The organism is Giesbergeria sp. (assembly GCF_028686475.1).
GTDB lineage: Bacteria > Pseudomonadota > Gammaproteobacteria > Burkholderiales > Burkholderiaceae_C > Simplicispira.
Window position 1 is genome coordinate 16,670 of sequence record NZ_JAQUCA010000018.1, and the last position, 19,689, is coordinate 36,358.

Annotated in this window: 17 protein-coding genes; 11 read left to right on the plus strand and 6 right to left on the minus strand. The window is 59.0% G+C overall.

Annotated elements, in window-relative coordinates; all coding sequences use genetic code 11:
* Positions 1-10: 10 nt before the first annotated feature.
* The 4 genes from sdhA to PHX60_RS11710 form a co-directional block, all read right to left on the minus strand.
* Positions 11-1,816, minus strand: a complete 1,806-nt coding sequence (sdhA, locus tag PHX60_RS11695) for a succinate dehydrogenase flavoprotein subunit (protein ID WP_300077747.1) — start codon at positions 1,814-1,816, stop codon at positions 11-13.
* A 22-nt stretch (positions 1,817-1,838) separates the two neighbouring features.
* Positions 1,839-2,204 (minus strand): succinate dehydrogenase, hydrophobic membrane anchor protein, encoded by a 366-nt coding sequence (gene sdhD / locus PHX60_RS11700; RefSeq protein WP_300077750.1) that lies wholly within the window; start codon positions 2,202-2,204, stop codon positions 1,839-1,841.
* 57 nt (positions 2,205-2,261) lie between these two features.
* Positions 2,262-2,696 carry a succinate dehydrogenase, cytochrome b556 subunit gene (gene sdhC / locus PHX60_RS11705; RefSeq protein WP_300077753.1) on the minus strand — a complete coding sequence of 145 codons (435 nt, stop codon included), beginning with the start codon at positions 2,694-2,696 and terminating at the stop codon, positions 2,262-2,264.
* 142 nt (positions 2,697-2,838) lie between these two features.
* A complete protein-coding gene (locus tag PHX60_RS11710; protein WP_300077756.1) occupies positions 2,839-3,630 on the minus strand; it encodes a GntR family transcriptional regulator in 792 nt (263 codons plus the stop codon).
* Between the two features lie 170 nt (positions 3,631-3,800).
* Here PHX60_RS11710 and PHX60_RS11715 point away from each other — a divergent pair, with 170 nt between their 5' ends.
* From PHX60_RS11715 to hisD, 11 genes are all read left to right on the plus strand, one after another.
* Complete coding sequence (locus tag PHX60_RS11715) at positions 3,801-4,790, plus strand: malate dehydrogenase (protein ID WP_300077759.1); 990 nt, start codon at positions 3,801-3,803, stop codon at positions 4,788-4,790.
* Positions 4,791-4,883: 93 nt separating this feature from the next.
* Entirely contained in the window at positions 4,884-5,858 is a 975-nt protein-coding gene (locus PHX60_RS11720; protein ID WP_300077761.1) for an aldolase/citrate lyase family protein, read from the plus strand.
* Between the two features lie 48 nt (positions 5,859-5,906).
* Positions 5,907-6,557 (plus strand): hypothetical protein, encoded by a 651-nt coding sequence (locus PHX60_RS11725; protein WP_300077764.1) that lies wholly within the window; start codon positions 5,907-5,909, stop codon positions 6,555-6,557.
* Positions 6,558-6,615: 58 nt separating this feature from the next.
* On the plus strand, positions 6,616-9,207 hold the full coding sequence (acnB, locus tag PHX60_RS11730) for a bifunctional aconitate hydratase 2/2-methylisocitrate dehydratase (RefSeq protein ID WP_300077767.1): 2,592 nt from the start codon (positions 6,616-6,618) through the stop codon (positions 9,205-9,207).
* 129 nt (positions 9,208-9,336) lie between these two features.
* A complete protein-coding gene (locus PHX60_RS11735) occupies positions 9,337-12,243 on the plus strand; it encodes an ankyrin repeat domain-containing protein (protein WP_300077770.1) in 2,907 nt (968 codons plus the stop codon).
* 61 nt (positions 12,244-12,304) lie between these two features.
* The gene (locus tag PHX60_RS11740; protein WP_300077773.1) at positions 12,305-13,225 is read left to right on the plus strand and encodes an ABC transporter ATP-binding protein; all 921 of its coding nucleotides are present in this window, start codon (positions 12,305-12,307) and stop codon (positions 13,223-13,225) included.
* Complete coding sequence (locus tag PHX60_RS11745) at positions 13,222-13,977, plus strand: ABC transporter permease (RefSeq protein ID WP_300077776.1); 756 nt, start codon at positions 13,222-13,224, stop codon at positions 13,975-13,977. Before PHX60_RS11740 ends, PHX60_RS11745 begins: the two co-directional genes overlap by 4 nt.
* A 16-nt stretch (positions 13,978-13,993) precedes the next feature.
* Positions 13,994-14,239, plus strand: a complete 246-nt coding sequence (locus tag PHX60_RS11750; protein WP_300077779.1) for a BolA family protein — start codon at positions 13,994-13,996, stop codon at positions 14,237-14,239.
* A 10-nt stretch (positions 14,240-14,249) separates the two neighbouring features.
* Positions 14,250-15,530: a UDP-N-acetylglucosamine 1-carboxyvinyltransferase gene (murA, locus tag PHX60_RS11755; protein ID WP_300077782.1), complete on the plus strand. Its 1,281-nt coding sequence runs from the start codon at positions 14,250-14,252 to the stop codon at positions 15,528-15,530.
* Between the two features lie 3 nt (positions 15,531-15,533).
* Positions 15,534-16,199, plus strand: coding sequence for an ATP phosphoribosyltransferase (gene hisG / locus PHX60_RS11760; RefSeq protein WP_300077785.1), 666 nt, complete (start codon positions 15,534-15,536; stop codon positions 16,197-16,199).
* A 43-nt stretch (positions 16,200-16,242) separates the two neighbouring features.
* The gene (gene hisD, locus PHX60_RS11765; protein ID WP_300077788.1) at positions 16,243-17,571 is read left to right on the plus strand and encodes a histidinol dehydrogenase; all 1,329 of its coding nucleotides are present in this window, start codon (positions 16,243-16,245) and stop codon (positions 17,569-17,571) included.
* 8 nt (positions 17,572-17,579) lie between these two features.
* Here hisD and PHX60_RS11770 read toward each other — a convergent pair whose 3' ends face one another.
* Positions 17,580-18,227, minus strand: a complete 648-nt coding sequence (locus PHX60_RS11770; protein ID WP_300077791.1) for a hypothetical protein — start codon at positions 18,225-18,227, stop codon at positions 17,580-17,582.
* Positions 18,228-18,252: 25 nt separating this feature from the next.
* Positions 18,253-19,689 (minus strand): efflux transporter outer membrane subunit, encoded by a 1,437-nt coding sequence (locus PHX60_RS11775; protein WP_300077793.1) that lies wholly within the window; start codon positions 19,687-19,689, stop codon positions 18,253-18,255.

The following is a 19,689-nucleotide window of genomic DNA, read 5'->3' on the forward strand; positions in this document are numbered from 1 at the left end:
TGCGCTGCGATCAGAAGGTACGGACTTTAGGTGGCACGCTGTCCACGGTCAGGGGTTTGAGGTTCACCGGCTTGTAGGTCAGGCTGTTGTTAGCACTGTGCCACAGGGTGTGCTTCATCCATTCCTTGTCGTTGCGGCCCAGCGGGAACTCGGCGTGGTCAGCTGGATGCTCGTAGTCATAGACGGTGTGCGCGCCACGGCATTCTTTGCGGGCAGCGGCGGAAGTCATGGTAGCTTGGGCTACTTCGATCAGGTTGTCCACTTCCAGCGCTTCCATGCGGGCAGTGTTCCAGACCTTGGACTTGTCTTGCAGCGTCACCGAGGAGACTTGGCTACGCAAGCCGTTGATTTTGACCACGCCTTCGTCCATGCTTTTTTGCGTGCGGAACACGCCAGCGTGCTGCTGCATCGAAGTACGGATGTCGTTGGCCAGCGTTTGGGCGTAGGTGCCGCTCTTGGACTCTTGCAGTTGGTTCAGGCGCGTCAGGGTGCGCTCAGAACCATTGGCGGGCACCGGCTGGTGGTCGCCATGTTCTTTGACAAACTGCACAATGTGTTTGCCTGCCGATTTGCCAAACACCAGCAAATCGAGCAGCGAGTTGGTGCCCAAACGGTTGGCACCGTGTACCGAGACGCAAGAGCATTCGCCCACGGCATACAGGCCGTTGACCACATGGTTTTGCACGCCATCGTGTACCACCACTTGGCCATTGATGTTGGTTGGGATACCGCCCATTTGGTAGTGGATGGTGGGCACGACGGGAATCGGCTCTTTGGTGATATCCACGTTGGCAAAGTTGTGGCCAATTTCTTCCACCGAGGGCAGACGCTTGCGGATGGTGTCGGCACCGAGGTGGTCCAACTTCATCAGGATGTAGTCCTTGTTGGGGCCACAGCCACGGCCTTCCTTGATTTCTTGGTCCATCGAGCGCGAAACGAAGTCGCGCGGGGCCAAGTCTTTCAGGGTGGGCGCATAGCGCTCCATGAAGCGCTCGCCATTGCTGTTGAGCAAAATCGCGCCTTCGCCACGGCAGCCTTCGGTCAGCAGCACACCCGCACCAGCCACGCCGGTGGGGTGGAACTGCCAGAATTCCATGTCTTGCAGCGGAATGCCAGCACGGGCCGCCATGCCCAAACCGTCGCCGGTGTTGATGAAGGCGTTGGTCGAAGCGGCAAAAATACGGCCTGCGCCACCAGTGGCCAGCAGCACGGCTTTGGCGTGCAACTCGTACAGGTCGCCGGTTTCCAGCTCTAGCGCCGTGACACCGACCACATCGCCTTGGCTGTTGCGAATCAAGTCCAGCGCCATCCACTCGACAAAGAAGTTGGTTTTGGCCTTGACGTTTTGCTGGTACAACGTGTGCAGCATGGCGTGGCCGGTACGGTCGGCCGCAGCGCAAGCGCGTTGCACGGGTTTTTCGCCGTAGTTGGCAGTGTGGCCACCAAACGGACGCTGGTAAATCGTGCCATCGGGGTTGCGGTCAAACGGCATACCGAAGTGTTCCAACTCAATCACGACGTTGGGGGCTTCGCGGCACATGAATTCAATCGCGTCTTGGTCGCCGAGCCAGTCAGAGCCTTTGATGGTGTCGTAGAAGTGGTAGTGCCAGTTGTCCTCGCTCATGTTGCCCAGCGAGGCGGACACGCCACCTTGCGCGGCCACGGTGTGGCTACGGGTGGGGAACACTTTGGACAGCGAGGCCACGTTCAGGCCAGCGCGCGAGAGTTCGAGGGCGGCGCGCATACCGGAGCCGCCGGCCCCGACAATAACCACGTCAAATTTGCGCTTAGTGATGTTAGCGTTGGTGTAGCTCATTATTTGCCTTCAGTCGCGGGAATCAGAGACGCCACAAAACTTGGAAACCCCAGCCAGCACAGCCGACCAGCCAGACGAGGGTGAAAACCTGCAATACCAGGCGCAGCCCAACCGGTTGGACATAGTCCATCCAGATGTCGCGCACGCCTACCCAGACGTGCCAAATCAGGGCCACAATGACCGAGAAGGTGACGACCTTCATCCATTGGCTAGAGAAAATGCCTGCCCAAGCAGCGTAACCGATGGGGCCTTTGGTGAAAATCAGTTGTGCAAGCACAACCACAGTAAACAGCGCCATCAGAGCCGCTGTAACACGCTGGCTGAGCCAGTCGCGCAGACCATAGTGGGCACCGACGACGATGCGCTTGGAGCCGTAATTGACGGACATGGTGGAATTCCTTTTGAATGAGGGGTGGACTGGGATGCAGTGCTGGCCACAGGGCCATCAGTACAGGCCAAACAGTTTGGCACCCAGCACCACAGTCAGGGCAATGCTGATAACCAAGGTAACGACAGCGGTGGATTTGCCCGACTCTTTAGTGACCGAGTCGTGGTTCATGTCCATACGCAGGTGGCGCACACCAGCGCAGAAGTGGTGCAGGTAGGCCCAAATGAGGGCCAACACCACCAACTTGACAAACCAGCCGGGCACAAAGCCCAGCCCATCGCTAAAGGCAGCCGTGAAACTCGCAAAAGAGATTTCGGACGACAGCGACATGTCGAACATCCAGAGAATGAACGGCAGCAACAAGAACATGATGACACCACTGGCACGGTGCAGGATGGAAACCCATGCAGCCGGGGCCATGCGATAAGTCGTCAGGTCCTTGAAGGCGTTGATGTTGCGGAATTCAGGCCGCTTTTTGGCTAGCTCGGTCATGGCAAATGCTTTCGTGGATGTAACTAATTCTTACGCAGACAAGGAAAGCCAAAATTCTATTGCAATGCAGCAAGGCGTAGGTTTGGCGCGGCGCATATTGTCGACTCTTTGCTGACGTGGTGCTGATGATAGGCGCATAGTTTCAACTCAAATCGTTGCGGTAATGGTGGCTATCGGTGCGGTACAGGCCACGGCGTAGCTCCATTGGCACATCGTTGTAGGTGTAGGCCAACCGCTCGACACTGAGCAGGGGCGTAGCGGGTGAAATTTGTAATAAATCGGCTTGCTCCGGCTCGGGCAATACGGCACGGATTTTTTCTGCGGCGCGCACCATACGCACGCCAAAATCTAACTCGAACATGGCGTAAGTGGGGCCGGGGTAGTTGGCCATTTGTTCGGCATTGAGGCTTTTGAACGAGGTGCCGGGCAACCAGATGTCTTCCAAAATAGTCGCTACACCATTGAACGATAGCACGCGGCGCACCTGCATGACCGGGTCGGCGGCGCGCAAGCCCAAACTGCGTGCCACTTCAGCGTTGGCGCGCACCCGTTTGCACTCGATGATGTGACGCTGTGCGGGGCGCTCGGCGTTGGCATCGCCATGATCGGGCAACAAACGCAAAAAACGGTACTGCACTTGCTGTTCGGCATGGGTGGCGACAAAAGTGCCTTTGCCTTGGCGGCGTACCACCAAATTTTCTGCCGCCAAATCGTCAATCGCTTTGCGTACTGTGCCTTGGCTGACTCGAAAGCGCGCGGCCAGCTCCATTTCGCTGGGGATGGCCTCGCCGGGCTTCCATTCGCCCGCTTGCAGGCTGTGCAAAATCAAGCCCTTGATTTGCTGGTACAAAGGGCTAAAGGCAGGCACAGACAGGCCCGCAGCGCTGGGCAACGCAACCGGGTTATCAGAGGAAGAAAGGGGCAATGACGGCATGGTGAGGCAGACGCATCATATCTTATATAAGACATAAGACAAATTGACGCACAACAAAAATCGAGGCTACAATCTTCAGCTGTTTGCGGGGCACATGTTGCTGGTTACAGGCGCAGGTGGCAACCGCTGCAATCTTCCCTGTTTTTCTTCACTTCCTGGAGTTTTCCACCATGAGCAAAGCACCCGTTCGCGTGGCCGTCACCGGCGCAGCAGGTCAAATCGGTTACGCCCTGTTGTTCCGCATCGCTTCCGGCGAAATGCTGGGCAAAGACCAGCCCGTCATCCTGCAACTGCTCGAAATCCCAGACGAAAAAGCCCAAAACGCCCTCAAAGGCGTGATCATGGAGCTGGAAGACTGTGCTTTCCCGCTGCTGGCTGGCATCGAAGCCCACAGCAACCCCGAAGAAGCCTTCAAAGACACCGATTACGCCCTGTTGGTCGGTGCCCGTCCGCGTGGCCCCGGCATGGAGCGCGCTGACCTGTTGGCCGCCAACGCTGCCATCTTCACCGTGCAAGGCAAGGCCCTGAACAAGGTCGCCAGCCGCAATGTCAAGGTGCTGGTGGTGGGCAACCCCGCCAACACCAACGCTTACATCGCCATGAAGTCGGCCCCCGATCTGCCCGCCAAGAACTTCACCGCCATGTTGCGTCTGGACCACAACCGCGCGGCTTCGCAAATCGCGGCCAAGACCGGCACCGCCGTGGGCGACATCAAGGGCCTGACCGTGTGGGGCAACCACTCGCCCACCATGTACGCCGATTACCGTTTTGCCACCATCAACGGCGCTTCGGTCAAAGACACCATCAACGACCAAGTCTGGAACGCCGAAGTGTTCCTGCCCACCGTGGGCAAGCGCGGGGCGGCCATCATCGCTGCCCGTGGCCTGTCTTCGGCGGCTTCGGCTGCCAACGCCGCCATCGACCACATGCGCGATTGGGCTTTGGGCTCCAATGGCGAATGGGTAACAATGGGCGTGCCTTCCAACGGCGAATACGGTATTCCTGCTGGCATCGTGTTTGGCTTCCCCGTCACCACCACCCCTGATGGCGAATACAAAATCGTCGAAGGTCTGGAAATTGATGCCTTCTCGCAAGAGTGCATCAACAAGACTTTGGCCGAGCTGCAAGGCGAAGCCGACGGCGTGAAGCACCTGCTGTAATCGCCCCTTGACAGCGCAGTCCCAGATGCCGGTGTGTGTTCTGGGACTGCGCTTTGTTTTTTCCGGCCTCGTTGGCCTAGTGTGTAATTGTCTATGACCCATCCCCGCGACGTTCTCCTTGGTGCCCAGGCGCAAACCGGTTTTTTGCCCGTCTGTGACCATTACAGCGGCGTTGAAGTGCGGATGCGTAAAAGCCTGCAATTGCAGGCCGAAATGACTGAAGAATTTGGTACCTGCGTGTTTGATGTCACGCTGGACTGTGAAGATGGTGCCCCTGTGGGTGGCGAGGCTCCCCATGCCGCTTTGGTGGCCGCCTTGGCCCAAACCGCAGCACCCGGTGCGCGTGTGGCCGCGCGGGTGCATCCGGTAGACCACCCGGCTTTTGCCAATGATATGGCCACCATTGCGGGCGAGGCGGGCCATAAGCTGTGCCACATCATGCTGCCCAAGGTGGAGTCGGTCGATGATGTGTTGCTGGCCGAAAAAGCCCTAGAGCGCGCTGGTGCCGCCCATTTGCCACTGCAAGTATTGATTGAATCGCCCGCCGCCGTACATCGCGCCTTTGAAATTGCCGCGCATCCACGGGTGCAAAGCCTGAGTTTTGGCCTGATGGATTTTGTCTCGGCGCATGGTGGGGCGATTCCGGCCTCGGGCATGACTTCTGCCGGGCAGTTTACGCACCCACTGGTGCTGCGCGCTAAATTAGAAATTGCCGCCGCCTGCCATGCCCACGGCAAAACGCCATCGCATTGTGTCGTCACTGAGTTTACCGATAGCGCTGCTATGCAAGCGGCTGCCCACCGCGCCGCTGCCGAGTTGGGTTACACGCGCATGTGGAGCATCCACCCGGCGCAAATTCGGCCCATTTTGGCCGCCTTTGCCCCAGCCCAAGACGAGATTGACCATGCCGCGCGCATCATTGCTGCTGCTGGCACCGCCGATTGGGCACCCATTAGCCTCGATGGCGTTTTGCATGACCGGGCCAGTTACCGTTACTTCTGGCAATTGTTAGAACGCGCCCACCAAACTGGCCGGGCTTTGCCAGTTGCGGTACAACACTGGTTGTGAACTTTTGTTCTGTTCATGCACCCTTATTTAATTTTGCCGGAGTTCCTTATGAAAGCCCTGTTTGCTACCACCTTGCTGGCCTTAGTCCCTGCACTGGCACTGGCAGCACCTTCTAGTCCCTCTAGCGCCAAAGCCAAGCCAGCCGCCAAGGCCAGCAGCACGAAAGCCATCAGCGCCAAAGCCAAGCCCAGCCAAAAAATCGTGGTGGCCAAGGCCGATACCAGCAGCCGTTCTTCTGGCCGTGGCCGCGCTGTGGCGGTCGGTGCTGCCGTCGTGGGTGCGGGTGCTTTGGGCGCTGCCGCCTTGACCAGTACCCCGGTAGCTGCAGCTGCTCCTTTATCGCCCGATGTGCTGTCGCTGGCCGAGCGCGTACACACCGGCACCATCGCTTGCGAGTTGGGTGCTTCGGTGCGCGTCACGCCTGACCCACAAACGCCCGGTCACTTCCAAATTGATGGTAAAGGCTTTAAGTACCACATGGCACCCGTGGCCACCAGCACCGGCACCGTGCGCCTAGAAGACCAAAAAGCCGGTGCGGTTTGGTTACAAATTGCCAACAAATCCATGTTGATGGACCAAAAACGTGGCCAGCGCTTGGCCGATGAGTGCATGAGCCCTGAGCAATACCAAGTGGCCCAAGCCATCAAAAAGACCCCCCCACCCAGCGTGCTGGATGCACAGCCCACCGCTACCCGCTAAGGGCGGCTGCCTTCACTGCTGAAATCGCCCCACCCCTATAAAACCACCGGAGAAATTGATGTTAAAAGCCTACCGTGATCATGCGGCCGAGCGCGCCGCACTGGGCATTCCCCCCCTGCCGCTGGATGCCAAACAAGTGGCCGAATTAATCGAACTGATTAAGAACCCACCCGCTGGCGAAGAAGCCTTCTTGCTGGACTTGCTCACGCACCGCGTGCCACCGGGCGTGGATGATGCCGCCAAGGTCAAGGCCAGCTTTTTGGCTGCGGTAGCGCATGGTGACATCGCTGTGGGTTTGATTTCCAAAGCCAAAGCCACTGAGCTGCTGGGCACGATGGTGGGTGGCTACAACGTGCATCCGCTGATTGAACTGCTCGACGATGCCGAAGTAGCTGGCGTGGCCGCCGAAGCGCTGAAGAAGACGCTGCTGATGTTTGACTTCTTCAACGATGTGGCCGACAAAGCCAAAGCGGGCAACGCCAAGGCCCAAGAAGTGATGCAAAGCTGGGCTGAAGGCGAATGGTTCACCAGCCGCCCCGAAGTCGAGAAAAAAATCACTGTCACCGTGTTCAAGGTGCCCGGCGAGACCAACACCGACGACCTGTCGCCCGCGCCCGATGCCTGGAGCCGCCCCGACATCCCGCTGCACTATTTGGCCATGCTGAAGAACACCCGTCCTGACGCTGCCTTCAAGCCCGAAGAAGACGGCAAGCGCGGCCCGATGCAGTTCATCGACGACCTGAAGAAAAACGGTCACCTCGTGGCCTACGTCGGCGATGTGGTCGGTACGGGTTCGAGCCGCAAGTCGGCCACCAACTCCATCGTTTGGGCTACCGGCCAAGACATCCCCTTCGTGCCGAACAAGCGCTTTGGCGGTGTCACGCTGGGCGGCAAAATTGCCCCGATTTTCTTCAATACGCAAGAAGATTCTGGCTCGCTGCCGATTGAAGTCGATGTGTCCAAGCTGGAAATGGGTGACGTGATTGACGTGCTGCCCTACGACGGCAAAATCGTTAAAAACGGCGACACCGTGGCCGAGTTTGCCCTGAAAAGCGATGTGCTGTTTGACGAAGTGCGCGCCGGTGGCCGTATCAACCTGATTATTGGCCGCTCGCTCACTGCCAAGGCGCGTGAGTTTTTGGGCCTGCCCGCTTCCACGCTGTTCCGCCTGCCCACACCACCGGCTGAGACCAAAGCTGGCTTCACGCTGGCGCAAAAAATGGTCGGTCGTGCCGTCGGTCTGCCAGAAGGCCAAGGCGTGCGCCCCGGTACCTACTGCGAACCCAAAATGACCACCGTCGGTTCGCAAGACACCACCGGCCCCATGACGCGCGACGAGCTGAAAGACTTGGCTTGCTTGGGCTTCAGTGCTGATTTGGTGATGCAATCGTTCTGCCACACCGCTGCGTATCCCAAGCCAGTCGATGTGAAAACCCACCGCGAACTGCCCGCCTTCATCAGCAACCGGGGCGGCGTGGCCCTGCGTCCCGGTGACGGTGTGATTCACAGCTGGCTCAATCGCTTGCTGCTGCCCGATACCGTCGGTACTGGCGGTGACTCGCACACGCGCTTCCCGATTGGTATTTCCTTCCCCGCTGGTTCCGGTTTGGTGGCCTTCGGTGCGGCTACTGGCGTGATGCCGCTGGATATGCCTGAATCCATCTTGGTGCGCTTCAAGGGCGAAATGCAGCCCGGCGTAACCCTGCGCGATTTGGTACACGCGATTCCGCTGTACGCCATCAAGCAAGGTTTGCTGACCGTGGCCAAGGCAGGCAAGATTAACGCCTTCTCGGGCCGTATCTTGGAAATCGAAGGTCTGCCCGATTTGAAGGTCGAGCAAGCCTTTGAACTGTCCGACGCTTCGGCTGAACGTTCTGCCGCCGGTTGCACCATCAAGCTCAACCCCGAGCCGATTGCCGAGTACCTGCGTTCCAACATCGTGCTGATGAAGAACATGATTGCCGATGGCTACCAAGACGCAAAGACGCTGGCCCGTCGCATCGAGAAGGTCGAAGCCTGGTTGGCCAACCCCAATCTGCTCGAAGCCGACAAGGATGCCGAATACGCCGCCGTGATTGAAATCGACTTGGCCGATATCAAAGAGCCTATCGTTTGCTGCCCGAATGACCCGGACGATGCCAAGTTCCTGTCCGAAGTGGCGGGCACCAAGATTGACGAATCGTTCATCGGCTCCTGCATGACCAACATCGGCCACTTCCGTGCCGCTGCCAAGCTGCTGGGCGGCCAGCGTGACATCCCGGTCAAGATGTGGGTGGCCCCTCCCACCAAGATGGACCAAACCGAACTCATCAAAGAAGGCCATTACGCTGCCTTTGGTGCCTCGGGTGCGCGTACCGAAATGCCCGGTTGCTCGCTGTGCATGGGCAACCAAGCCCAAGTGCGCGAAGGCGCTACCGTGATTTCTACCTCCACGCGCAACTTCCCCAACCGTTTGGGCAAGAACACCAATGTGTTCTTGGGTTCCGCCGAGCTGGCCGCGATTGCTTCCAAACTGGGCAAGTTGCCCACCAAGGAAGAGTATCTGGCGGCGATGGGCGTGATTGATGCCGACAAGGCCAGCGTTTATCGTTACATGAACTTCGACCAAATTGAAGAGTACGCTGACGTGGCCAAAGGCGTTGCCGCTTAATTTGGACACTGCATGAGGGGCATCTAGGGCTGTAAGGCGCTAGGTGGCCACTTTTTGTCCCAAGCCCGCGCAGTGCGCGGGCTTTTTTTGTTATGGTTAGCTCCTGCTCACTTTTCACCCTCTCTGTTTATGGACGTTCTGTTGCATACCGATTTGGATTTGACTGGTTTTCAGACCAAGTTCAACAAAGTCCGCGCCGCTATCGAGCGGGGTGATTTCAAGAGTGCTGATGTCAAGAAACTGGCCCCTACGCCCTACTGTCGCGCCAAACTCGATGATGCGAGTCGTCTGCTGGTGCGCTTTGTGCGCCACGGCGAGCGCACGGTGTGTTTGGCCTTGGAAGTGATTGCCCACCATGCTTACGATAAATCACGTTTTTTGCGTGGGGCGCGCCTAGACACTTCCCAGACGCTCGATGTCGATGCGGCGCAGGCCGCCCAAGAGGCCGAGCCACTGCGCTACCTGCACCCTGGGCGCGTGGATTTTCATGTACTAGACAAGCCGATTTCGTTTGACGATGCCCAAGAGAGCATCTACCGCCTGCCACCCCCCTTGATTTTGGTCGGGTCGGCAGGCTCAGGCAAAACGGCACTGACTTTGGCCAAGCTACGCCAAACCGAGGGCGAGGTGCTGTATGTCACCCAATCGCCGTGGTTGGCGCAAAATGCACGCGCCATTTACGAGTCCCACGGCTATGAAAACCCGGCGCAAGAAGCACAATTTTTGTCCTACCGCGAATTTTTGGAAACCCTGCGCGTGCCGCCGGGGCGCGAAGTAACGTTTGCCGCCTTTCGCAACTGGTTTGAGCGCCACCGCCAGTTTTATCGCTTCACCGATGCCCACCCGTGTTTTGAGGAGTTTCGCGGTGTGATTGGCAGCCAGCCCGAAGGCGTACTGACGCGCCAAGCCTATTTGGCCTTGGGGCCGCGCCAGTCTATTTTTGAGCCTGAACAGCGTGAGGCGATTTATGCCCTGTTTGGCAAATACCGCGACTGGCTGGCCGAAAGCCAACAGTTTGACAGCAACCTGATTGCCCACGAATGGCAGGCGCTGGCCCAGCCGCAGTACGATTTCATCGTGGTGGACGAGGTGCAAGACTTGACCAATGCCCAGCTGGCGCTGGTGTTACGCACGCTCAAATCGCACAAAGGGCCGGGACGCTTTATGTTGTGTGGCGATTCCAATCAGATTGTGCATCCCAACTTTTTCTCGTGGAGCGCCGTTAAGAGCCTGTTTTGGCGCGATCCACAGCTGGCCGAACACCAAAGCCTGTCGGTGTTGGCCGTCAATTACCGCAATACGCGCGAAGTGACGCGCGTGGCCAATACGCTACTTAAAATCAAACATGCACGCTTTGGCTCGATTGACCGCGAAAGCAACCACTTGGTGCGCGCTGCGGCCAACGCAGAAGGGCAAGTGCGCCTGTTGCCCGACAAAGATGCCGTCAAGCGAGAATTGGATGCCCGTACCCGGGCCTCGACCCAGTTTGCCGTGCTGGTTTTGCGCGACGAGGACAAGGCCGAGGCGCGCGCTGTCTTTCGCACGCCGCTGGTGTTTTCGGTACACGAGGCCAAGGGCTTGGAGTATCCCAGCATCATCCTGTACCGCTTTGTCAGCGCCCAACGCCAAGCCTATGCCGAAATTTGCGAGGGTGTCAGTGCCGCTGCGCTGGCCAAGGAAGAGCTGGACTACCGCCGCGCCAAAGACAAACACGACCGCTCCTTGGAGCTGTGGAAGTTCTACGTCAATGCACTCTACGTCGCCATCACCCGGGCGGTAGAAAACCTGTTCTTGGTAGAGAGTGATTTGGCCCATCCGCTGTTGCAACTGCTAGAGCTGCACGATAACGGCGAGCGTGTGGAGGTGCAAGCGACGGCCTCCAGCCGCCAAGACTGGGAGCGCGAAGCCCACCGCCTAGAACAGCAGGGCAAACAAGAGCAGGCCGATGCGATTCGCCAAAATGTATTGCGTACCAAACCCGTGCCTTGGCCGGTCTGGAATGGCGAATTGCTGGCCGCCAGCGCCGAGCGCGCCTACGATGCCAGCAATCTGTCCAACAAGCCACGCCAGCAACTGCTGGACATGGCCGTCTGGCATTATTTAGATAACCACTTGTATGCACTGAATGCAGAAATGCACTGGCCCGTAGCTGGCCAAATGTTGGCCAATTTGCGTTCCGGCTCCTTTAGCCGCGCCCGCGAGGCACTGAATACCCGCTACGCCAAATCCTACGAAAAAAAGAACTTCAAAGACATCTTGCAACAGTGCGACCAGTACGGCGTGGACCACCGCACGGTATTAGATGCCACGCCGCTGATGCTGGCTGCCGAGGCGGGCAACCTGCCTTTGGTGGAGGTGTTAATCGACCGTGGGGCCGACATCGAGGTACGCGACCTGTTCGGCCACACCGCCCAGCATTACGCGCTGGCCCGTGCCACACGCGATGCCGCCTATGCGCGCGACGAGTTTGCCGCCATCTGGGAGCGCGTAGCCGCGCCTTTTATTGATGTGCAGGTCGATGGGCGCTTGCTGCGCTTGCACCAGCACCAAGGCGAATACTTACCGCTGCAACTGATGCTGTCCGGACTCAAGACGCTGGCCTCAATGCTGTACAACCCCTATGTGGCAGGCGACCCGAAGCAACCCGGCATCGTCCGCCTGTCCGGCTTTGACGCGGCTTATTTAATGCGTAACATGGATGCCCTGCCCCATGCCGTTTGGCGCGAAGAGCGGCGCAAGCGCAGCTACTTTAACGCGGTGCTGGCCCGCGCCGAGGTCAACAGCGATTACCAGCCCGCCCGTCGTCTGTGGCAGCGCATGATGAACGGCCACTATCTGCCCAACCCGGCACTGCGTTTGCGCGTGTTGGGCGCAGATGGACAGGAGCAGTGGCTGCCGGTGTACGAGGTACTGGCGCTACCAGCGATTGAACGTGGCAATGGCCGTAGCTATGGGCGCATGGGACCTGCTCTGCGCGAGATGCTGCAGCAGGCACAAATGCAAGCCCAGCCCCATCCACCGGCGTTCATGCGGTAGCCCGCCACAAAGGCCGTAAGACCCTAAGGAGCAAGGCCAGCGGGTAAAATCACCCGCTCCCATGCCTGCTATCTCCTTCCAAGCGGTCTCTAAGACCTACTCCACGGCCCAAGGGCCGTTCCATGCCCTCAATAATGTCAGTTTAGACATCCAAGAGGGCGAATTTTTTGGCCTGCTCGGCCCCAACGGGGCCGGCAAAACCACCATGATCAGCATTTTGGCTGGTCTGGCCCGCGCCAGCAGTGGCCGGGTGTTGGTGCAAGGCAGCGATGTGCAAACCGACTACGCCGCTGCCCGGCGCAAGTTGGGCATCGTGCCGCAAGAGTTGGTGTTTGACCCGTTTTTTAACGTGCGCGAAGCGCTGCGCTTTCAGTCGGGCTATTTTGGTGTCAAGCACAACGATGCCTGGATTGACGAACTGTTAGAGAGTTTGGGCCTGACAGAAAAAGCCAATGCCAATATGCGCCAGCTCTCGGGTGGTATGAAGCGGCGTGTGCTGGTGGCACAAGCGCTGGTACACAAACCGCCCATCATCGTGCTGGATGAGCCTACCGCTGGTGTCGATGTGGAACTGCGCCAAACCCTGTGGCACTTTATCGCCCGCCTGAACAAAGAAGGCAACACGGTACTACTGACCACCCATTATTTGGACGAAGCCGAAGCCCTGTGCGGACGCATCGCCATGCTCAAACGCGGCCAAGTGGTGGCGCTAGACGACACTTCCAAGCTATTGCAAGCCGTATCGGGCAACGTGCTGGTGTTCAAAACCGACGATGCTTTGCCGACTGCTTTGGCCGCGCAAGCCCGCATCACGGGCCGCGTGGTGCAAATGGTAGCCCACGATGCGCAAGAGATTGAACGCCACTTGGCGGCCCTGCGTGAGGCAGGGGTGCAGGTGCAAGATGTAGAAATCCGCCGCGCTGATTTAGAAGATGTGTTCCTGAGCGTGATGGCTGCCCACACCACCGGAGGTGCCGCATGACTGGCTGGCAAATGCTGTTTTATAAAGAGGTGCTGCGTTTTTGGAAGGTCAGTTTCCAGACCATCGCCGCGCCGGTGCTGACCGCTGCCCTGTACCTGCTGATTTTTGGCCACGTGATGCAAGACCACGTCAAAGTGTATGACCGCATCGACTATGCCAGCTTTTTGGTGCCCGGTTTGGTGATGATGAGCGTGCTGCAAAACGCCTTTGCCAATAGCTCGTCGAGCTTGGTGCAAAGCAAAATCATGGGCAACGTGGTGTTTTTGCTGCTCACGCCCTTGTCGCATTGGGCGTGGTTTGTCGCCTATGTCGGCTCCTCGGTGGTGCGTGGTTTGGCTGTGGGCGTGGGCGTGTTTTTGGTCACGCTGGGCTTTGCCACGCCAGAATTTGCCGCGCCGCTGTGGATTGTGGTGTTTGCCGTATTGGGCGCTGCCCTGCTGGGCACCTTGGGCCTGATTGCCGGTCTGTGGGCCGATAAATTTGACCAGATGGCCGCGTTCCAGAACTTTGTCATCATGCCCATGACTTTTCTATCGGGCGTGTTTTACTCTATCCACTCGCTGCCAGCGTTTTGGCAGCAAGTCAGCCACCTGAACCCATTTTTTTACATGATTGATGGCTTCCGCTATGGCTTTTTTGGCCAAAGCGATGCCTCGCCGTGGCTGAGTTTGGGCATTGTGAGTGTCGCTTGGCTGCTGGTGAGCGCCGTGGCACTGCACCTGTTACGCACGGGCTACAAAATCCGCAACTAAGATTTCTCCAATTTTTATGACTGCCGAACAACTACAACAACTGATTGGCGCGGGTCTGTCCTGCCAACACCTGAGCGTCGAGGGCGATGGCCGCCATTGGTACGCCACCATCGTTTCGCCCGAATTTGAAGGCAAGCGCGCCATTGCGCGCCACCAGCGCGTCTATGCCACGCTGGGCAGCAAGCTGCAAACGGATGAGGTCCACGCCCTGTCCATGAAAACCTACACCCCCGCCGAATGGGCGGCCCAATCGGGCAACTAAGACCCTGACCATGCACAAACTTTTGATTCGCGGTGGCCGCCCCCTGATGGGTGAAGTGGTGGTCTCAGGCGCTAAAAACGCCGCTCTGCCCGAGCTGTGCGCTGCCTTGCTCACGCCAGAGCCGGTACAGCTCAACAACGTGCCCCATCTGCAAGATGTGGCCACCATGCTCAAGCTGATTCGCAATATGGGCGTGACAGCGCAGCGCGATCACCACGGCGGTGTACAGCTGGATGCAGGCGCTTTGTCCAACCCCGAAGCACCCTATGAGCTGGTCAAGACCATGCGCGCTTCGGTGCTGGCGCTGGGGCCGTTGCTGGCGCGTTTTGGCCGTGCTACCGTGTCTTTGCCCGGTGGTTGTGCCATTGGTTCGCGCCCGGTTGACCAGCATATCAAAGGCTTGCAGGCCATGGGGGCCGAGATTGTGGTCGAGCATGGCTACATGGTAGCCCGCCTGCCCGAAGGCCGTACCCGCCTGAAAGGCGCACGCATCACCACCGATATGGTCACTGTCACCGGGACAGAAAACTTCCTCATGGCAGCCACTCTGGCCGAGGGCGAGACAGTACTGGAAAACGCGGCCCAAGAACCCGAAATTGTCGATTTGGCCGAAATGCTGATTCGCATGGGAGCCCAGATTGAAGGCCACGGCAGCAGCCGCATCCGCATTCAAGGCGTGCAGCAATTGCACGGCTGCACCCACGAGGTCGTGGCCGACCGAATCGAGGCCGGTACTTTTCTGTGCGCTGTGGCCGCCACGGGTGGCGATGTGCTGCTGCGCCACGCCCGCCCCGATCATTTGGATGCCGTGATCGATAAATTGCGTGACGCAGGGGTGGAGGTACAGGCTGCGCCCGGTGGCATCCGCGTCTCTAGCCCTGGTGCAGACCAACTCAAGGCCCAGGGCTTCCGCACCACCGAGTATCCAGGCTTCCCCACCGATATGCAGGCGCAGTTCATGGCGCTCAACTGTGTAGCGCAAGGCACGGCCACGGTGTCGGAAACCATTTTTGAAAACCGCTTCATGCACGTCAACGAGCTGCTACGTCTGGGCGCACGCATCCAAATTGATGGCCGCACCGCCGTGATCGAAGGCTTGGGGCAGAGTGGCCATAAGCTGTCGGGTGCTACCGTCATGGCAACCGATTTACGCGCCTCAGCCAGTTTGGTCATTGCTGGTTTAGTGGCAGACGGTGAAACCACCGTCGACCGGATTTACCACCTCGACCGGGGTTACGACTGCATGGAAGCCAAACTGCGCGGCTTGGGTGCCGACATAGAAAGAATTTGACCGATGATTACCCTCGCCCTGTCCAAAGGCCGCATTTTTGATGAAACTATGCCTTTGCTGGCTGCTGCTGGCATTCAGGTATTAGAAGACCCCGAAAAATCGCGCAAGCTGATTTTGCCCACCAACCAAGCCGATGTGCGCGTGGTCATGGTACGTGCCAGCGATGTGCCGACCTATGTGCAGCATGGTGGTGCCGATATGGGTGTGTGCGGCAAAGACACCCTGATCGAGCACAGCGCCGAATGGGGTGGTGCAGCCCGCTCGGGCCTGTACCAACCACTGGACTTACGCATTGCCCAATGCCGCGTCAGTGTGGCCGTGCGCGCTGGTTTTGACTATGCCGAGGCCGTGAAAAAAGGCTCGCGCCTGAAGGTCGCTACCAAGTACACCGCCATTGCCCGCGAATTTTTTGCCAGCAAAGGCGTGCATGTGGATCTGATCAAGCTCTATGGCAGCATGGAACTGGCCCCGCTCACCGGCATGGCCGATGCCATCGTCGATTTGGTTTCTACCGGCAACACTCTCAAGGCCAACCACTTGGTTGAGGTCGAGCGCATCATGGACATCAGCTCGCATTTGGTGGTCAATCAAGCTGCGCTCAAACTGAAAATGGCCCCTTTGCGCCGTTTGATTGATATTTTTGCCGCGGCCATTCCCGCGCAAGATTAAGCCGCGCTACCACTACGGCCCACGTTTATCAGGAAAGCATCGCATGATCCAAGCTACCCCCATCCGTCTGTGTACCGAGAGCGCCTCGTTTGAAGCTGATTTTGCGGCGCGCCTGCACTGGTCTGCCGATACCGATGCCGCGATTGAGCAGCGTGTAGCCGACATCTTGGCCGATGTGCGCCAAGGCGGGGATGCCGCCGTGCTGGAATACACGCAGCGCTTTGACGGCGTGCCGGCCACCCGTATGGCCGAATTGGAACTGCGCCAAGAGGAACTCAAAGCCGCCTTCGATACCCTGCCTGAGCAGCAGCGCCAAGCCCTGCAACAAGCCGCCGCCCGCGTACGCCGCTACCACGAAGCACAAAAGAAAGCCAGCGGCGAGAGCTGGAGCTACCGCGACGAAGATGGCACCTTGCTCGGACAAAAAGTCACGCCCCTAGACCGGGTGGGCATTTATGTACCCGGCGGCAAAGCCGCCTATCCGTCCAGCGTGCTCATGAACGCTATTCCAGCCCATGTGGCCGGGGTAGAAGAAATTATCATGGTCGTGCCTACGCCCAAGGGCGAGAAAAACCCACTGGTGCTGGCGGCGGCCTATGTGGCCGGGGTCACGCGGGCTTTCACCATTGGCGGTGCCCAAGCCGTGGCTGCTTTGGCCTACGGCACCGAAACCGTGCCCAAGGTGGACAAAATCACCGGCCCCGGCAACGCTTACGTCGCCAGTGCCAAAAAGCATGTGTTTGGCACCGTCGGCATCGACATGATTGCGGGTCCAAGCGAAATTTTGGTGCTGGCCGATGGCACAACCCCGCCCGACTGGGTGGCGATGGACTTGTTCAGCCAAGCCGAACACGATGAGCTGGCCCAATCCATTTTGCTCAGCCCCGACGCGGCCTATTTGGATGCCGTACAAGCGGCCATTGACCGCCTGTTGCCCACCATGCCGCGCGCCGACATCATCGCCAAAAGCCTGAATGGCCGTGGTGCGCTGATTCAAACCCGCAGCATGGAAGAAGCCTGCGCCATCAGCAACCGCATCGCGCCCGAGCATTTGGAAGTCTCTAGCCAAGAGCCGCACCGCTGGGAGCCACTGCTCAAGCACGCTGGGGCCATCTTTTTAGGTGCCTACACCAGCGAGAGCTTGGGCGATTATTGCGCTGGCCCCAACCATGTGCTGCCCACTTCGGGTACGGCGCGTTTTAGCAGCCCGCTCGGGGTCTATGATTTCCAAAAACGCAGCAGCCTGATTGAAGTGAGCGAGCAAGGCGCGCAGGTGTTGGGCCAGATTGCTTCTGTCATTGCCCACGGCGAGGGCTTGCAAGCCCATGCGCGGGCCGCTGAAATGCGGTTGCGCTCCAACAGCGTCGCTTAAAACCCAAGTCAGGCCGGAGGTGGGCGCAGGTACAGCCGGTCTGACCAAGTGGCCAGCCACTCGGGCTTAAAGGCGACAAACACGGCGGTGAGCATTCCGGTCATGAAGGCATCGCCCCAGGCCATCAGCCAGTGTGCCACCATAGACAAATCACCCCCCACGCCGGGCAGCGGCTGGCCCAACCATTGCGCCAATGCCGACGAGGCAAACAGGCAAACGGCAGTGCCCAAAAAGGCGCGGCCCAGCACATATACAAACAGATGCTCACCTGTGATGCGGCGCAGCAGCGCCCCCAAACACAGCGCCAGCGTGGCTGGCAGCACCCCCTGCCACAGTGCCAGTGCCACGATGCTATTGAGCGCTGGCGCACCACTGAGCAGGCCAGCTATCACGGCCACCGCCAACAAAAGCAGCACCGCCAGCGGCCAACCCAGCATCAGCGTGACCATGCAAGCCCCAGAAAACTGCAATTGCAAGGGCATGGCGTGCAATTGCGGCAAAGCCCACAACCACGGTAACACCACCAAGGTGGCTAATACGGGCGTTAGCAAAGCACCGCCGCGCAACCAGCGCCAAGGCTGCATCCACAGGGCCACGGCCAAGGCACAAACCAGCAAGCTGGCATCTAAAAAAGCATTGTGGATGGCGGAGGGCATAAGCGCTTAACTTTAGCAGCGAATTTTAAAGCCCGTGGTCTTCCTTCCAGCCGCCGCCCAAAGCTTTGTAGAGCGCCACTTGGTTTTGCTGCTGCGCCAGCCGGGTCTGCACCCAAGCCTGCTGGCTGGCAAACAAAGCCCGTTGGGCATCCAGCAACTCTAGGTGGTTGGCCACGCCATTGCGGTAACGCAAATCGGCCAAGCGCAAACGTTCTTGTTCGGCCTGCATTTGCGCTTGCTGGGCCTGCCATTGCTGCTGTAAGGTGCTTTGCCCGGCCAGCGCATCGGCCACTTCGCGGAAGGCGGTTTGGATGGCTTTTTCGTACTGCGCCAAGGCCAGCTGGCGACCGGCTTGGGCCACTTCCAAATTGGCCTGATTGCGTCCGGCATCAAAAATAGGCAACAGCGCTTGGGGAGCCAAAGTCCAGCCCCAAGAACCACTTTCAAACAGGCCCGAGAGCGCCCCGCTGGCCGTGCCTGCACTGGCCGTTAAAGCAATGCGTGGAAAAAACGCAGCCCGTGCCGCGCCAATGTTGGCATGGGCAGCCAGCAATTGCTGCTCGGCTTGGCGAATATCCGGGCGGCGTTGCAACAAGTCGGAGGGCAGCCCCACCGGCACCGGGTGCAGCGGCAAAACGCCAGCGGCCAGCGCATCCACTGCTGGGCGCGCTGACGGTTGTTGCATAGACTCGGGTAGCGCTTGGCCTAGCAACAAGGTCAGGGCATTCACATCCAAGGCTTGCAAGCGCTGTTGCTGCGCTTGGGCCACGCGCGCCGCCGCCAGCACCGATTCGGCTTGGCGCAACTCCAAGGCCGAAGCCACGCCTTGCTCAAAGCGCAGGCGCACCAAACGCAAAGATTCTTCGCGGCTGGCCACCGTAGCTTGGGCAAGGGCCAACAATTGGCTATTGCTTTGCCAACTAAGCCAGCTACTGGCCACCGCCGCCACCAAACTGGTTTGCACGGCGTTGCGTGCCTCTTGCGTCGCCAGCCATTGGGCTTGGGCCGCCGTTTTCAGGTTGGCAATGCGGCCAAATACATCCACTTCCCAGGCGGTGAGCAACAGTCCAGCACTGTAAGCGCTGGTCATATCGCCGCTACCATCGGTTTTGGGCTGGCGGTTGCCCATCACACCGGCATTGATGGTGGGGAATTGGTCGGCACGGCGGATTTGGTATTGCGCCCGCGCTTGCTCGATATTGGCCAGCGCCAACCGCAAATCGCGGTTCTGCTGCAAAGCCAAGCTGACCAATTCGCGCAGTTGGGCATCGACAATAAAGTCTTGCCAAGCGGCAATATCGGCCTGGGCTTGCTGGCTGCTGGCATGGGCCTCGGTAGAGGTCGGCCAGTGTGCCGCTACGGGTGCTTCAGGGCGTACATACTCCGGCGCAAAAGAGCAGGCGGTCAAGCCACTGGCAGCGAGCAAAGCCAGCCCAGTGCGGATAGAAAAATTCAGCGGCAT

Excerpts from the sequence above, each read along its gene's own strand:
- sdhA (WP_300077747.1), bottom strand. The coding sequence starts at position 1,816 with ATGAGCTACACCAACGCTAACATCACTAAGCGCAAATTTGACGTGGTT.
- sdhD (WP_300077750.1), bottom strand. The coding sequence starts at position 2,204 with ATGTCCGTCAATTACGGCTCCAAGCGCATCGTCGTCGGTGCCCACTAT.
- sdhC (WP_300077753.1), bottom strand. The coding sequence starts at position 2,696 with ATGACCGAGCTAGCCAAAAAGCGGCCTGAATTCCGCAACATCAACGCC.
- PHX60_RS11710 (WP_300077756.1), bottom strand. The coding sequence starts at position 3,630 with ATGCCGTCATTGCCCCTTTCTTCCTCTGATAACCCGGTTGCGTTGCCC.
- PHX60_RS11715 (WP_300077759.1), top strand. The coding sequence starts at position 3,801 with ATGAGCAAAGCACCCGTTCGCGTGGCCGTCACCGGCGCAGCAGGTCAA.
- PHX60_RS11720 (WP_300077761.1), top strand. The coding sequence starts at position 4,884 with ATGACCCATCCCCGCGACGTTCTCCTTGGTGCCCAGGCGCAAACCGGT.
- PHX60_RS11725 (WP_300077764.1), top strand. The coding sequence starts at position 5,907 with ATGAAAGCCCTGTTTGCTACCACCTTGCTGGCCTTAGTCCCTGCACTG.
- acnB (WP_300077767.1), top strand. The coding sequence starts at position 6,616 with ATGTTAAAAGCCTACCGTGATCATGCGGCCGAGCGCGCCGCACTGGGC.
- PHX60_RS11735 (WP_300077770.1), top strand. The coding sequence starts at position 9,337 with ATGGACGTTCTGTTGCATACCGATTTGGATTTGACTGGTTTTCAGACC.
- PHX60_RS11740 (WP_300077773.1), top strand. The coding sequence starts at position 12,305 with ATGCCTGCTATCTCCTTCCAAGCGGTCTCTAAGACCTACTCCACGGCC.
- PHX60_RS11745 (WP_300077776.1), top strand. The coding sequence starts at position 13,222 with ATGACTGGCTGGCAAATGCTGTTTTATAAAGAGGTGCTGCGTTTTTGG.
- PHX60_RS11750 (WP_300077779.1), top strand. The coding sequence starts at position 13,994 with ATGACTGCCGAACAACTACAACAACTGATTGGCGCGGGTCTGTCCTGC.
- murA (WP_300077782.1), top strand. The coding sequence starts at position 14,250 with ATGCACAAACTTTTGATTCGCGGTGGCCGCCCCCTGATGGGTGAAGTG.
- hisG (WP_300077785.1), top strand. The coding sequence starts at position 15,534 with ATGATTACCCTCGCCCTGTCCAAAGGCCGCATTTTTGATGAAACTATG.
- hisD (WP_300077788.1), top strand. The coding sequence starts at position 16,243 with ATGATCCAAGCTACCCCCATCCGTCTGTGTACCGAGAGCGCCTCGTTT.
- PHX60_RS11770 (WP_300077791.1), bottom strand. The coding sequence starts at position 18,227 with ATGCCCTCCGCCATCCACAATGCTTTTTTAGATGCCAGCTTGCTGGTT.
- PHX60_RS11775 (WP_300077793.1), bottom strand. The coding sequence starts at position 19,689 with ATGCCGCTGAATTTTTCTATCCGCACTGGGCTGGCTTTGCTCGCTGCC.